13 protein-coding genes are annotated in these 13,540 nt (G+C 55.6%); 10 read left to right on the plus strand and 3 right to left on the minus strand.

Going from position 1 to position 13,540, the window contains the following annotated elements:
• Positions 1-4: 4 nt before the first annotated feature.
• A complete protein-coding gene (gene tal / locus NL510_RS07125; RefSeq protein WP_253382903.1) occupies positions 5-955 on the minus strand; it encodes a transaldolase in 951 nt (316 codons plus the stop codon).
• Positions 956-1,245: 290 nt separating this feature from the next.
• Between tal and maeB the strand changes: the two genes are divergently transcribed.
• Entirely contained in the window at positions 1,246-3,525 is a 2,280-nt protein-coding gene (maeB, locus tag NL510_RS07130) for an NADP-dependent oxaloacetate-decarboxylating malate dehydrogenase (protein ID WP_253382905.1), read from the plus strand.
• A 5-nt stretch (positions 3,526-3,530) separates the two neighbouring features.
• Here maeB and hemF read toward each other — a convergent pair whose 3' ends face one another.
• Both hemF and amiA read right to left on the minus strand, forming a co-directional pair.
• On the minus strand, positions 3,531-4,430 hold the full coding sequence (hemF, locus tag NL510_RS07135; protein ID WP_253382912.1) for an oxygen-dependent coproporphyrinogen oxidase: 900 nt from the start codon (positions 4,428-4,430) through the stop codon (positions 3,531-3,533).
• Positions 4,430-5,305 carry an N-acetylmuramoyl-L-alanine amidase AmiA gene (gene amiA, locus NL510_RS07140; protein WP_253382922.1) on the minus strand — a complete coding sequence of 292 codons (876 nt, stop codon included), beginning with the start codon at positions 5,303-5,305 and terminating at the stop codon, positions 4,430-4,432. The genes hemF and amiA overlap by 1 nt, the downstream gene beginning before the upstream one ends.
• A 176-nt stretch (positions 5,306-5,481) precedes the next feature.
• Between amiA and NL510_RS07145 the strand changes: the two genes are divergently transcribed.
• The 9 genes from NL510_RS07145 (at position 5,482) to pdxK (ending at position 13,426) form a co-directional block, all read left to right on the plus strand.
• The gene (locus tag NL510_RS07145) at positions 5,482-5,943 is read left to right on the plus strand and encodes a GNAT family acetyltransferase (protein ID WP_301308602.1); all 462 of its coding nucleotides are present in this window, start codon (positions 5,482-5,484) and stop codon (positions 5,941-5,943) included.
• A 128-nt stretch (positions 5,944-6,071) separates the two neighbouring features.
• On the plus strand, positions 6,072-6,647 hold the full coding sequence (locus NL510_RS07150) for an RpoE-regulated lipoprotein (protein WP_253382933.1): 576 nt from the start codon (positions 6,072-6,074) through the stop codon (positions 6,645-6,647).
• Positions 6,648-6,739: 92 nt separating this feature from the next.
• Positions 6,740-7,639 (plus strand): Dyp-type peroxidase, encoded by a 900-nt coding sequence (locus NL510_RS07155; RefSeq protein WP_253382935.1) that lies wholly within the window; start codon positions 6,740-6,742, stop codon positions 7,637-7,639.
• 160 nt (positions 7,640-7,799) lie between these two features.
• A complete protein-coding gene (locus tag NL510_RS07160; RefSeq protein WP_253382937.1) occupies positions 7,800-8,813 on the plus strand; it encodes a sulfate ABC transporter substrate-binding protein in 1,014 nt (337 codons plus the stop codon).
• Positions 8,813-9,646, plus strand: coding sequence for a sulfate/thiosulfate ABC transporter permease CysT (gene cysT / locus NL510_RS07165; RefSeq protein ID WP_253382939.1), 834 nt, complete (start codon positions 8,813-8,815; stop codon positions 9,644-9,646). Before NL510_RS07160 ends, cysT begins: the two co-directional genes overlap by 1 nt.
• The gene (gene cysW / locus NL510_RS07170) at positions 9,646-10,521 is read left to right on the plus strand and encodes a sulfate/thiosulfate ABC transporter permease CysW (protein ID WP_253382941.1); all 876 of its coding nucleotides are present in this window, start codon (positions 9,646-9,648) and stop codon (positions 10,519-10,521) included. The genes cysT and cysW overlap by 1 nt, the downstream gene beginning before the upstream one ends.
• Positions 10,511-11,605 (plus strand): sulfate/thiosulfate ABC transporter ATP-binding protein CysA, encoded by a 1,095-nt coding sequence (cysA, locus tag NL510_RS07175; RefSeq protein WP_253382949.1) that lies wholly within the window; start codon positions 10,511-10,513, stop codon positions 11,603-11,605. Before cysW ends, cysA begins: the two co-directional genes overlap by 11 nt.
• A 67-nt stretch (positions 11,606-11,672) precedes the next feature.
• Positions 11,673-12,584: a cysteine synthase CysM gene (cysM, locus tag NL510_RS07180; RefSeq protein ID WP_253382951.1), complete on the plus strand. Its 912-nt coding sequence runs from the start codon at positions 11,673-11,675 to the stop codon at positions 12,582-12,584.
• 5 nt (positions 12,585-12,589) lie between these two features.
• Positions 12,590-13,426 carry a pyridoxine/pyridoxal/pyridoxamine kinase gene (gene pdxK / locus NL510_RS07185; RefSeq protein WP_253382953.1) on the plus strand — a complete coding sequence of 279 codons (837 nt, stop codon included), beginning with the start codon at positions 12,590-12,592 and terminating at the stop codon, positions 13,424-13,426.
• Positions 13,427-13,540: the final 114 nt, after the last annotated feature.

Below are 13,540 nucleotides of genomic sequence, written 5' to 3' on the forward strand. Positions count from 1 at the left end.
AAGGTTAACGTTTGGCGGCGAGGAGGTCTTCAAGTTTACGCTGGTCGACGGCGAACTGGCGGATGCCTTCCGCCAGCTTATCGACAGCCATCGCGTCCTGGTTGTGCTCCCAGCGGAACTCTGCTTCGGTCAGGGCTTTCGGTTTTGGTAACACGGTGGAGGTTGGCACCAGCTTGCGTATCACCGTATCGTCTTTATCCTGCAGCTCTTTAAGCAGGTTAGGGGAGATGGTCAGACGGTCGCAGCCTGCCAGCGCCAGGATCTGCTCGGTGCGGCGGAAGCTGGCGCCCATCACGATGGTTTCGTAGCGGTGCTGTTTGTAATAGTCGTAGATATTACGCACCGATTTCACCCCAGGGTCTTCCTCCACCACGTACGGATCCATCGGCTGTTTCGCCTGATACCAGTCGTAGATGCGCCCGACAAACGGCGACACCAGATACACGCCCGCTTCGGCGCAGGCACGCGCCTGCGCAAATGAGAACAACAGCGTCAGGTTGCAGTGAATACCTTCTTTTTCAAGCACTTCTGCGGCGCGAATGCCTTCCCATGTTGAGGCAAGCTTAATCAATATGCGTGACTGATCGATGCCCTGCTCCTGATAGAGTTCCACCAGGCGGCGGGCTTTAGTGATGCTCTTTTCCCGATCGAAAGAGAGGCGGGCGTCTACTTCGGTAGAGACGCGTCCGGGGATACTTTTCAGAATTTCCGCACCGATATTCACCGCCAGCTTGTCGCTCGCCTCGGCGACCTGCTGCTCCTGCGTCTTTCCGCGTTGCTTGCCGTAGGCAAGGGCGTCATCAATCAGATGACTGAAATGGTCAAGCCCTGCCGCCTTGAGCAGCAGCGAGGGGTTGGTGGTCGCATCTTCCGGCTGATAGTGTCGAATCGACTCGATATCGCCGCTGTCGGCAACCACGGTGGTGAATTGTTTGATGCCGTCTAACTGGTTCATAAGTAATTACTCCTTGAAATTAAAAGAGTTAGATGAGTGCGTTAGTTCACACTTCTGTGAAAATCATGATCGACTTAACAGAAAAGCATAGCAGACGGGACAGCCATTGCTGTCTGCGACGGGTAACATGATTGTTATAAATTGATAACATTTTTTGCGCTGCAATGGTGAGAGTTTGGCTGCCTTCAAAGTTTGTGGGTTCGCCTGGGGCGATACTATGCAGCACGCCAGGGTGTGCATCAGGATCCTAACATCACCCTTATTGACCGATACGTGAAAGGAATAACAAGATGGATGATCAATTAAAACAGAGTGCCCTCGATTTTCACGAGTTTCCCGTTCCGGGTAAAATCCAGGTCTCCCCAACCAAACCGCTGGCGACCCAGCGCGATCTGGCGCTGGCCTACTCGCCCGGCGTGGCAGCCCCTTGTCTCGAAATAGAAAAAGATCCGCTCGCCGCCTACAAATACACCGCACGAGGTAACCTGGTGGCGGTTATCTCTAACGGTACTGCGGTGTTGGGCCTGGGGAACATTGGCGCGCTGGCCGGAAAACCGGTTATGGAAGGGAAGGGCGTTCTGTTCAAGAAATTTGCCGGCATTGACGTGTTCGATATCGAAGTGGACGAGCGGGATCCTGACAAATTCATCAACGTAGTCGCCGCGCTGGAACCGACCTTCGGCGGAATCAACCTCGAAGACATCAAAGCGCCGGAATGTTTCTACATTGAGCAGAAGCTGCGTGAACGTATGAACATTCCCGTGTTCCATGATGACCAGCACGGTACCGCGATTATCAGCACCGCCGCGATCCTCAACGGCCTGCGCGTGGTCGAGAAAACTCTTTCTGACGTGCGCATGGTAGTCTCCGGCGCGGGGGCTGCGGCAATCGCCTGTATGAACCTGCTGGTGGCGCTTGGCATGCAGAAACACAACATTGTGGTCTGTGATTCCAAAGGTGTTATCTACAAAGACCGCGAGCCGAACATGGCGGAAACCAAGGCGGCATACGCGGTGGAAGACGACGGTAAACGTACGCTGGATGACGTTATCGACGGCGCGGATATCTTCCTTGGCTGCTCGGGGCCGAAAGTGCTGACCCAGGAGATGGTGCAGAAGATGGCGCGTGCGCCAATGATCCTGGCGCTGGCCAACCCGGAACCCGAAATTCTGCCGCCGCTGGCGAAAGCGGTGCGTGAAGATGCGATTATCTGTACCGGGCGTTCTGACTACCCGAACCAGGTGAACAACGTGCTCTGCTTCCCGTTCATTTTCCGCGGTGCGCTGGACGTAGGCGCGACGGCTATTAACGAAGAGATGAAGCTGGCGGCGGTGCGTGCGATTGCGGAGCTGGCTCATGCAGAGCAGAGTGAAGTGGTGGCTTCTGCGTATGGCGATCAGGATCTGCGTTTTGGTCCGGACTACATCATTCCTAAACCGTTCGACCCGCGCCTGATTGTCAAAATTGCGCCCGCAGTCGCAAAAGCGGCGATGGACTCCGGCGTGGCAACGCGCCCGATTCAGGATTTCGCTGCTTACGTCGATAAACTTACCGAGTTTGTCTATAAAACCAACCTGTTCATGAAGCCCATCTTCTCTCAGGCCCGCGCGGCGGCAAAACGCGTGGTGCTGGCGGAAGGGGAAGAGGCGCGCGTGCTGCACGCGACCCAGGAGCTGATCACCTTAGGGCTGGCGAAACCGATCCTGATTGGTCGTCCGAGCGTGATTGAAATGCGTATTCAGAAGCTGGGGCTGCAGATTACGCCGGGCGTTGATTTTGAGATCGTTAACAACGAATCCGATCCGCGTTTCAAAGAGTACTGGAACGAATATTACGCGATCATGAAACGTCGTGGCATCACTCAGGAGCAGGCGCAGAAAGCGGTTATCAGTAACACCACGGTGATTGGGGCGATCATGGTCCATCGCGGTGAAGCGGATGCGCTGATCTGCGGTACCATCGGCGATTACCACGAGCATTTCAGCGTGGTGCAGGAGATCTTCGGCTATCGCGAAGGGGTACACACCGCCGGGGCGATGAACGCGCTGCTGCTGCCAAGCGGCAACACCTTTATTGCCGATACCTACGTTAATGACGATCCAGGCCCGGAAGAGCTGGCGGAAATCACCGTGCTGGCGGCGGAAACCGTGCGCCGCTTCGGTATTGAGCCGAAGGTTGCGCTGCTGTCTCACTCAAACTTCGGTTCGTCCAAATCAGCCGCGGCGTGCAAAATGCGCCAGACGCTGGAGCAGGTGCGTGAACGTGCGCCGGAACTGATGATTGACGGGGAAATGCACGGCGATGCCGCGCTGGTGGAGAGCATCCGTAATGAACGTATGCCGGACAGCCCGCTGAAAGGATCGGCAAACGTATTAATTATGCCGAACGTGGAAGCGGCGCGTATCAGCTACAACCTGCTGCGCGTCTCCAGCTCTGAAGGGGTCACCGTGGGGCCGGTGCTGATGGGCGTGGCGAAACCGGTGCACGTGTTAACACCGATTGCGTCGGTACGTCGTATTGTCAATATGGTGGCGCTGGCGGTGGTTGAGGCGCAGACGCAGCCGCTGTAAATCGGTTAAACCCAGTCCCGAACCTTAATAAACTCACTCAAGGCAGCCTCCGGGCTGCCTGCTTTCGGCTCGAAATTGTACTCCCAGCGCACCAGCGGCGGCATCGACATCAGAATCGACTCCGTGCGCCCGCCGGTCTGCAGGCCGAACAGCGTGCCGCGATCCCACACCAGGTTAAACTCGACGTAACGCCCACGGCGATAAAGCTGGAACTCGCGTTCCCGCACGCCGTAGTGGCAGTTTTTACGCCGCGCCACGATGGGCAAATACGCGTCGGTATAACCCTGGCCTACCGCCTGCATAAAGCGGAATGCGGTATCGAAATCCGGAGTGTTGAGATCGTCAAAGAACAGCCCGCCGATGCCGCGTTGTTCATCACGATGCTTAAGATAGAAATAGTCGTCACACCACTTTTTGTAGGTTGGGTAAACGTCTTCGCCAAAGGGCAGGCAGAGGTCCCGGGCGGTGGTGTGCCAGTGTACAGCGTCCTCTTCAACGCCGTAATACGGCGTCAAGTCAAAACCGCCACCGAACCACCAGACCGGTTCAGCCCCGGGTTTTTCGGCGATGAAAAAGCGCACGTTCGCATGGCTGGTCGGGACAAACGGGTTGTGCGGGTGCACCACCAGAGAGACGCCCATCGCTTCGAAGCTGCGGCCCGCCAGTTCAGGGCGATGCGCCGTCGCGGACGCGGGCATCGCATCCCCGTGAACGTGGGAAAAATTAACCCCGGCCTGTTCAAATATACCGCCGTTGCGCAGCACGCGGCTGCGACCGCCGCCGCCCGCTTCACGCCGCCAGCTCTCTTCCTGAAATTCACCGCCGTCTGCGGCGGTCAGTTTCTGGCAAATCTCATCCTGCAACTGCAGCAAGAATGCTTTTACCCGCTGTGCATTGGGTTTCATCAACGTTTCCTGGAGTGGGCTTTTTGATTATCGAACCAGTTAAAGTAACTGATGACCCCGGAGGCAATGGCGTTGGCGATCTTCTGGCGAAACGCCGTGGTGCCGAGCAGCCGCTCTTCTTCGGGATTAGTAATGAAGGAGGTCTCGACCAGTACCGACGGAATCGAGGGGGATTTCAGTACCACGAACGCCGCCTGTTCCGTGCCTTTACTGTGCAGACGGTGCACTGGCTTTATCTTCTTCAGAATGTGCGATCCGAGCGTCAGACTGTTTTTGATGGTATCGGTTTGCACGAGGTCAAACAGCACCTGCTGCAACAGATGATCTTTGTCGGTCGCTTTTTTGCCTGCCACCTCATCCGCGCGGTTTTCGCGGTCGGACAAGTATTTTGCCATCGCGCTGCTGGCGCCACGGTTGGAGAGCGCAAACACTGAAGCGCCCGCCGCGGAGGGATTGGTAAAACCGTCTGCATGGATCGACATAAACAGGTCTGCACCGTGCTGGTGGGCGATCTCTACCCGGTCGTACAAAGGAATGAAAGTATCGCCAGAGCGCGTCAGGCGAGCGTCAATGCCGTGGTTGCGCAAAATGGTGCGCACGTTTTTGGCAATCGCCAGTACGACGTGCTTCTCTTTCGACCCGTTCCTGCCGATAGCGCCGGTATCAATACCGCCATGGCCCGGGTCAAGCATCACCAGGCGCTTTGCGCCAGGTTTTTTAGCCCTGGGTTTACTGTGTCCGTTACTGGTTTTGAGCGTGCTCTCGTCTTTTGCCTGAGCCTGCTTAGCAATGCCTGTTAACGTTAAGGCCGCCAGCCCCGCTTTGAGAACCTGACGACGCGATGTGAGTGCTTTTAAGGGTTTGAATGTGCTCATGCGGCCTGAATTGTAAAAATTGCGGTCATGGTGTTATATCGTATCGTGTTTACCGTTACGACTGTCCTGAATAGGAATTGTTTTACTTTTCATTTCAATACGTGACAAAGTGACATTATGCCAAATTTTGGCGAGTTTTTCCCCGCTTATTGGCTATTGCAGGCGTTCGCGCCATAATCACTGTTTTTAAACCTGAAAAGGCGGTTAATACCATGGAGATACGCGTTTTTCGCCAGGAAGATTTCGAAGAGGTGATCACCCTTTGGGAGCGCTGCGATCTGCTACGTCCGTGGAACGATCCAGAAATGGACATCGAACGTAAGGTGAATCATGACGTCACGCTGTTCCTTGTTGCCGAAGTAAACGCTGAAGTGGTGGGAACGGTAATGGGCGGTTATGACGGTCATCGCGGTTCGGCCTATTATCTGGGTGTTCACCCGGAGTATCGGGGACGGGGTATTGCCAATGCGCTGCTTAATCGTCTGGAAAAGAAATTGATTGCCCGCGGCTGCCCGAAAATTCAGATCATGGTGCGGGAAGATAACGACGTGGTGCTGGGCATGTATGAACGTTTGGGCTATGAACATGCTGATGCGTTGAGTTTGGGCAAGCGTTTGATTGAAGATGAAGAGTATTGATAACCCTTCGGCTGCTCACCCCACCCCCCCGTTTGCGCGTCTGTTTTAGGCATTAGCGAGATTAACATGGCACTTTTTGCCGATGTCGCAATCCAACAAGCGTTGATTTAACACGTAAGGACGTTTCAATGAAATCGCTGCGTTTACTTTTATGCGCCCTCCCGCTGGCCTTAACCGGCTGCTCAACCCTTTCTGCCGTTAACTGGTCTGCAGCTTATCCGTGGAACTGGTTTGGCTCCTCAACGAAGGTGACCGAAAAGGGCGTGGGCAAAATTACCGCCGTGACGGCGCTAGACCAGGACGCCATAGGGGATGCGCTGAGCAGTGACTATCGCCTGCGCAGCGGCATGAAGACGGAAAATGGCAGCATTGTGCACTATTTCGAAGCGCTGAAGGGCGACAAGCTGGCGCTGGTGATTAACGGCAATAAAGGCACGGTTAACCATATTGCGGTGCTGGATGAGGATATCCCGACGGCAAGCGGTGTCAGCGTGGGTACGCCATTTAGCGAGCTATACAAACAAGCCTACGGCAACTGCAACAGCGTGCCGTCCGACGATAAGGTTACGGTGGAGTGTCAGGCCGAAGGTAGCACGCACATTAGTTATCTCTTCTCCGGCGACTGGAGCGGTCCGCAAGGGTTAATGCCGTCTGACGACACCCTGAAAAACTGGAAAGTGAGCCAAATTATCTGGAAGCAGTAATTTGCGTCGGAACAAACCGCCTGGCTAAAAAAGCGGGTATAATCGCCGCCATCAATGCCACGCTGTCGTGGCATATTTTTTCAGGAGGAGCGATGTCTCAGGTTCAGAGTGGCATTTTGCCAGAACATTGCCGCGCGGCGATTTGGATTGAAGCCAATGTCAGAGGGGATGTGGATGCCCTGCGTGCGGCCAGCAAAATATTTGTCGATAAACTGGCCACCTTCCAGGCCACATTTCCTGATGCCCATCTGGGCGCGGTTGTCGCTTTCGGCAATAACGTCTGGCACCAGTTGAGCGGGGGGGAAGGGGCGCAGGAGCTGAAAGACTTCATCCCTTATGGTAAAGGTCTTGCGCCAGCCACCCAGTACGATGTGTTGATTCATATTCTCTCATTGCGTCACGACGTGAACTTCTCGATCGCCCAGGCGGCGATGGCAGCCTTTGGCGGCAGCATTGAGGTACAGGAAGAAATACACGGTTTCCGTTGGGTGGAAGATCGCGATTTAAGCGGTTTCGTCGACGGAACAGAAAACCCGGCGGGCGAAGACATCCGCCGTGACGTGGCCGTCATCAAAGAGGGCATAGATGCGGGCGGCAGCTATGTTTTTGTTCAGCGCTGGGAGCACAACTTAAAGCAGCTTAACCGCATGAGCGTGCATGACCAGGAGATGATGATGGGTCGCACCAAAGATGCTAATGAAGAGATTGACGGCGACGCCCGTCCGGTTACCTCGCATCTGACCCGCGTCGATCTCAAAGAGGACGGTAAAGGGCTGAAGATTGTCCGCCAGAGCCTGCCATACGGCACGGCTAGCGGTACGCACGGCCTCTATTTCTGCGCCTACTGCGCGCGGCTGTACAACATCGAACAACAGCTGTTAAGTATGTTCGGTGATACCGACGGCAAGCGCGACGCGATGCTGCGCTTCACCAAACCGGTGAGCGGTGGCTACTACTTCGCCCCGTCCGTCGAGCGCCTGCTGGCGCTTTAACACCCCTTACCCTAACCCTCTCCGCACAGGAGAGGGGAGCGTACCCTTATTCCCTTTTCTGCTTCTAAATCACCAAACGGTATATAAAACCGTTACTCCTTTCGTACTCGTTATAAATATTATGGCCATAAGATAGTCATCACATTTATAAGGGTGCGCAATGGCCGTTACTGTACTGAAAAAAGGATCGCTGGCGCTGGCGGGATTACTGCTGGTGGCGCAGGCGCAGGCCACTGAGCTGTTGAACAGCTCCTATGATGTCTCACGCGAGCTTTTTGCCGCCCTTAACCCACAGTTTCAACAACAATGGGCGAAAAACAATAACGGTGACAAGTTAACTATTAAGCAGTCTCACGCCGGTTCGTCCAAACAGGCGCTGGCGATCCTGCAGGGTCTGAAGGCCGACGTGGTGACCTACAATCAAGTGACCGATGTGCAGATCCTGCACGATAGAGGCAAGCTGATCCCGGCAAACTGGCAGAGCCGTCTGCCAAACAACAGTTCGCCGTTCTACTCCACCATGGGCTTCCTGGTGCGCAAGGGCAACCCGAAGAATATTCACGACTGGAACGACCTTGTGCGTTCGGACGTCAAATTGATTTTCCCTAACCCTAAAACCTCCGGTAATGCGCGTTATACCTATCTGGCGGCATGGGGTGCAGCGGATAAAGCAGACGGTAACGACAAAGCGAAAACCGAGCAGTTCATGACGCAGTTCCTGAAAAACGTCAAAGTATTCGATACCGGCGGCCGTGGGGCGACAACTACCTTCGCCGAGCGGGGGCTGGGTGATGTGCTGATAAGCTTTGAATCCGAAGTGAATAACATCCGTAAGCAGTATGAAGCGCAGGGTTTTGAAGTCGTTATCCCGAAAACCAATATTCTGGCGGAGTTCCCGGTAACGTGGGTGGATAAAAACGTGCAGGCTAATAATACCGAGAAAGCGGCGAAAGCGTATCTCAACTATCTGTACAGCCCGCAGGCGCAGGCGGTGATTGTCGATTATTACTACCGCGTGAACAATCCGGACGTGATGAACAAACTGAAAGATAAATTCCCCCAGACCGACCTGTTCCGCGTGGAAGACCATTTTGGCTCCTGGCCTGATGTCATGAAAACGCACTTTGTCAGCGGCGGTGAGTTAGACAAATTGCTGGCGGCGGGGCGTAAGTAATGTTTGCAGTTTCCTCCAGACGCGTGCTGCCAGGCTTTACCTTAAGCCTCGGGACTAGCCTGCTGTTCGTCTGTCTGATTTTGCTTTTACCGCTCAGCGCGCTGGTGGTACAGCTTTCTGAGATGAGCTGGGCGCAGTATTGGGACGTGATTACTAACCCGCAGGTCGTCGCGGCCTACAAGGTGACGCTGCTGTCGGCGTTTGTGGCCTCAATTTTCAATGGCGTGTTCGGCCTGCTGATGGCGTGGATTTTAACCCGTTACAGATTCCCCGGCCGCACGTTGCTTGACGCGCTTATGGATCTGCCGTTTGCGCTGCCTACCGCCGTTGCTGGCTTAACGCTGGCCTCGCTCTTTTCCGTGAACGGTTTTTACGGCGAGTGGCTGGCGAAATTTGATATTAAAGTGACTTACACCTGGCTCGGTATTGCCGTGGCGATGGCCTTTACCAGCATCCCCTTTGTGGTGCGCACCGTGCAGCCCGTGCTGGAAGAGTTAGGTCCGGAGTACGAAGAGGCCGCTGAAACGCTGGGGGCCACGCGGCTGCAAAGTTTCCGCAAAGTTGTCCTGCCGGAGCTGTCTCCTGCGCTTCTGGCAGGCGTTGCGCTGTCGTTTACCCGTAGCCTCGGCGAATTTGGCGCGGTCATCTTTATTGCCGGAAATATTGCGTGGAAAACAGAGGTGACGTCGCTAATGATTTTTGTGCGTTTGCAGGAGTTCGATTACCCGGCAGCCAGCGCTATTGCCTCGGTGATCCTCGCCGCATCGCTTTTGCTGCTGTTCTCTATTAATACTCTGCAAAGTCGCTTTGGTCGACGTGTGGTAGGTCACTGATGGCGGAAGTTTCTCAATTGACGCGCTATGACGCTCCCCGTTTTAACGGGGGAAAATGGTTTCTGATTGGGACCGGGATGGTGGTTTCGGCATTTATACTCGTCGTGCCAATGGTCTACATCTTTGTGCAGGCTTTCAGCAAGGGGATTATGCCCGCGCTGCAAAACCTGGCTGACCCGGACATGCTGCATGCCATCTGGCTGACGGTAATGATTGCCCTGATTACCGTGCCGGTGAATTTAGTTTTCGGCGTGCTGCTGGCCTGGCTGGTTACGCGCTTTAACTTTCCAGGCCGTCAGCTGTTGCTGACGTTGCTGGACATTCCTTTTGCGGTGTCACCGGTTGTGGCGGGTTTAGTCTATCTGCTCTTTTACGGCTCGAACGGCCCGCTGGGCGGCTGGCTGGATGAGCACAACCTGCAGATTATGTTCGCCTGGCCGGGTATGGTGCTGGTCACGGTCTTTGTAACCTGTCCCTTTGTGGTGCGTGAGCTGGTGCCAGTGATGTTAAGCCAGGGGAGTCATGAAGACGAAGCGGCGGTGTTGCTGGGCGCATCCGGCTGGCAGATGTTCCGCCGCGTGACGCTACCCAACATTCGCTGGGCGCTGCTTTACGGCGTGGTGCTGACCAATGCCCGTGCGATTGGCGAATTCGGCGCCGTGTCGGTGGTATCCGGCTCGATCCGCGGTGAAACCCTGTCGCTGCCGCTACAGATTGAGCTACTGGAACAGGACTACAACACCGTCGGTTCCTTTACTGCCGCAGCGTTACTGACGCTGATGGCGATTTTGACCCTGTTTTTGAAGAGTGTGGTGCAGTGGCGTTTAGAGAATCAGGAAAAACGTCAGCATCAGGAGGGAAATCATGAGCATTGAGATTGCCAATATTAAGAAGTCTTTTGGTCGCACCCAGGTGCTGAATGATATCTCGCTGGATATCCCTTCCGGGCAAATGGTGGCGCTGCTGGGGCCGTCCGGTTCCGGTAAAACCACGCTGCTGCGTATTATCGCCGGGCTTGAGCACCAGACAAGCGGGCACATTCGTTTCCATGGCACCGACGTAAGTCGACTGCACGCGCGCGATCGTAAGGTTGGTTTTGTGTTCCAGCATTACGCGCTGTTCCGCCATATGACCGTGTTCGATAACATCGCCTTTGGCCTGACGGTGCTCCCGCGTCGTGAACGCCCCAACGCGGCGACCATCAAAGCAAAAGTGACCAAACTGCTGGAGATGGTGCAACTTGCGCATCTGGCGGATCGCTTCCCGGCGCAGCTGTCCGGCGGGCAGAAGCAGCGCGTCGCACTGGCGCGTGCCCTCGCCGTGGAACCGCAAATCCTGCTGCTGGATGAACCTTTCGGCGCGCTGGATGCGCAGGTGCGTAAAGAGCTCAGGCGCTGGCTGCGTCAGTTGCATGAAGAGTTGAGGTTCACCAGCGTCTTCGTCACACACGATCAGGAAGAGGCAATGGAGGTGGCCGACCGGGTCGTGGTCATGAGCCAGGGAAATATTGAGCAGGTAGACGAGCCGGAACAGTTGTGGCGTGAACCAGCAACGCGCTTTGTGCTTGAATTTATGGGGGAAGTAAACCGTCTGCAGGGCACCATTCGCGGCGGACAGTTCCACGTCGGCGCACACCGCTGGCCGCTGGGCTATACCTCTGCGCATCAAGGGCCAGTCGATCTGTTCCTGCGTCCGTGGGAAGTGGATGCGAGCCGCCGCACCAGCCTGGATTCCCCGCTGCCGGTGCAGGTGCTTGAAGCTAGCCCTAAAGGGCACTACACCCAATTGGTGGTACAGCCGCTGGGCTGGTATACCGAGCCGCTGACGGTGGTCATGCGTGGCGAAGAACCTCCGTACCGCGGCGAGCGCTTGTTTGTAGGTCTGCAGCATGCCCGCATTTATCACGGCAACGAACGTATTGAGACGTGCGGGGATATTGCTCTGGCCGCGTCAGCCTGATAGGTTATCGCGTATGTTTTTCGCCCGGTGGCGTAATGCTTACCGGGCTTTTTATTGAGCAAAAATCGTGAATTCACTCGAACACACCATCGGCAACACGCCTCTGGTCAAACTTCAGCGCATGGGGCCGGATAACGGCAGCGAAATTTGGGTCAAACTCGAAGGCAATAATCCGGCAGGCTCGGTGAAGGACCGGGCGGCGTTGTCGATGATTGTGCAGGCCGAAAAGCGCGGCGAGATTAAGCCCGGAGACGTGCTTATTGAAGCCACCAGCGGTAATACCGGCATTGCTCTGGCGATGATCGCGGCCCTGAAAGGCTATCGTATGAAACTGCTGATGCCGGATAACATGAGCCAGGAGCGTCGTGCCGCCATGCGGGCATACGGGGCCGAGCTGATTCTGGTGACTAAAGAGCAGGGGATGGAAGGCGCGCGTGACCTGGCGCTTGAAATGGCTGAACGCGGCGAAGGTAAACTCCTCGACCAGTTTAATAACCCGGATAACCCCTACGCGCACTACACCACCACCGGCCCGGAAATCTGGCGGCAAACGGGCGGGCGTATCACCCATTTTGTCTCCAGCATGGGCACCACCGGCACCATTACCGGGGTATCGCGTTTTCTGCGCGAGCAGGATAAAGCCGTTACCATCGTCGGCCTGCAGCCGGAAGCGGGGAGCAGTATTCCGGGTATTCGCCGCTGGCCCGCGGAGTATATGCCGGGCATTTATAATGCTCAGCTTGTGGACCAGGTGCTGGATCTTCATCAGCGCGAGGCGGAGAATACCATGCGCGAACTGGCCGTACGTGAAGGTATCTTCTGTGGCGTCAGTTCAGGCGGCGCGGTAGCCGGGGCGCTCCGGGTGGCAAAGGCGGCTCCGGGCGCGGTGGTGGTCGCAATAATCTGCGATCGCGGGGATCGTTATCTCTCTACCGGCGTCTTTGGTGAAGAGAGTTATACGCAGGGGGCGGGGATTTAAGCGTCATGGAGATGATTTTATTCCGGGACAACACCCGGGCGCAGCAAACCGATATTGTCGCGGTGCAGTCTCAGGTGGTGTACGGCAGTGTGGGGAACAGCATCGCGGTGCCGAATATTCGTACTCATCAGCTAAACGTCACGGCGGTGCCAACGGTTCTGTTCAGCAATACGCCGCACTACGATACCTTCTACGGCGGGGTGATCCCCGATGAGTGGTTTAGTGGCTATCTGAAGGCGCTGGAAGAGCGCGACGTATTACGCGAGCTTAAAGCGGTCACCACCGGCTATATGGGCAGTGCCAGCCAGATTAAACTGCTGGCGCAGTGGCTTAAGGCCATCAAGGTACAGCATCCTGATTTGCTGGTGCTTGTCGACCCGGTAATGGGCGACATCGACAGCGGAATGTACGTCAAGCCGGATATCCCTGAAGCCTATCGTCAGCATCTGCTGCCCCTGGCGCAGGGGATCACGCCAAACGTGTTCGAACTCGAAGTATTGAGCGGTAAACAGTGCCGGACCCCTGAAAGCGCCATTATGGCCGCTCAGGCGCTGCTTTCTGACACGCTGAAGTGGGTCGCCATCACCAGTGCGCCGGTTGCAGACGATGCGGATAGCATCCACGTGGTGCTGGTCAGCAAAGAGGGTGTGACCGTCAGCGCACATCCGCGTGTCAAGACAGATCTCAAAGGAACGGGCGATCTGTTTTGCTCAGAGCTGGTCTGCGGCATTGTAGAAGGTGAAACCGTGGCGAATGCTATTCGCCGCGCGGGCGACCGTGTCACCAGGATAATGGTCTACACCCATGAAAAAGGCTATGACGAACTTATCCTGCCCGGTTAAACAAAAATAGCGCCCGAAGGCGTAATGCTGGTCATTAAGGTGACCAGCATTACAGCAAGCTCAATTTTTCGCTCCTGTCCAAAATAATACATCATCACCACACATAGCTTACAT

Origin of the sequence: unidentified bacterial endosymbiont (assembly GCF_918797525.1) — a bacterium.
Classification (GTDB): Bacteria; Pseudomonadota; Gammaproteobacteria; order Enterobacterales; family Enterobacteriaceae; genus Enterobacter.

What these genes read in the sequence shown, in the direction of transcription:
- pdxK (WP_253382953.1), top strand. Translation starts at nt 12,590, where the DNA reads ATGGAGATGATTTTATTCCGGGACAACACCCGGGCGCAGCAAACCGAT.
- NL510_RS07155 (WP_253382935.1), top strand. Translation starts at nt 6,740, where the DNA reads ATGTCTCAGGTTCAGAGTGGCATTTTGCCAGAACATTGCCGCGCGGCG.
- NL510_RS07150 (WP_253382933.1), top strand. Translation starts at nt 6,072, where the DNA reads ATGAAATCGCTGCGTTTACTTTTATGCGCCCTCCCGCTGGCCTTAACC.
- cysA (WP_253382949.1), top strand. Translation starts at nt 10,511, where the DNA reads ATGAGCATTGAGATTGCCAATATTAAGAAGTCTTTTGGTCGCACCCAG.
- amiA (WP_253382922.1), bottom strand. Translation starts at nt 5,305, where the DNA reads ATGAGCACATTCAAACCCTTAAAAGCACTCACATCGCGTCGTCAGGTT.
- NL510_RS07160 (WP_253382937.1), top strand. Translation starts at nt 7,800, where the DNA reads ATGGCCGTTACTGTACTGAAAAAAGGATCGCTGGCGCTGGCGGGATTA.
- cysW (WP_253382941.1), top strand. Translation starts at nt 9,646, where the DNA reads ATGGCGGAAGTTTCTCAATTGACGCGCTATGACGCTCCCCGTTTTAAC.
- hemF (WP_253382912.1), bottom strand. Translation starts at nt 4,430, where the DNA reads ATGAAACCCAATGCACAGCGGGTAAAAGCATTCTTGCTGCAGTTGCAG.
- tal (WP_253382903.1), bottom strand. Translation starts at nt 955, where the DNA reads ATGAACCAGTTAGACGGCATCAAACAATTCACCACCGTGGTTGCCGAC.
- cysT (WP_253382939.1), top strand. Translation starts at nt 8,813, where the DNA reads ATGTTTGCAGTTTCCTCCAGACGCGTGCTGCCAGGCTTTACCTTAAGC.
- maeB (WP_253382905.1), top strand. Translation starts at nt 1,246, where the DNA reads ATGGATGATCAATTAAAACAGAGTGCCCTCGATTTTCACGAGTTTCCC.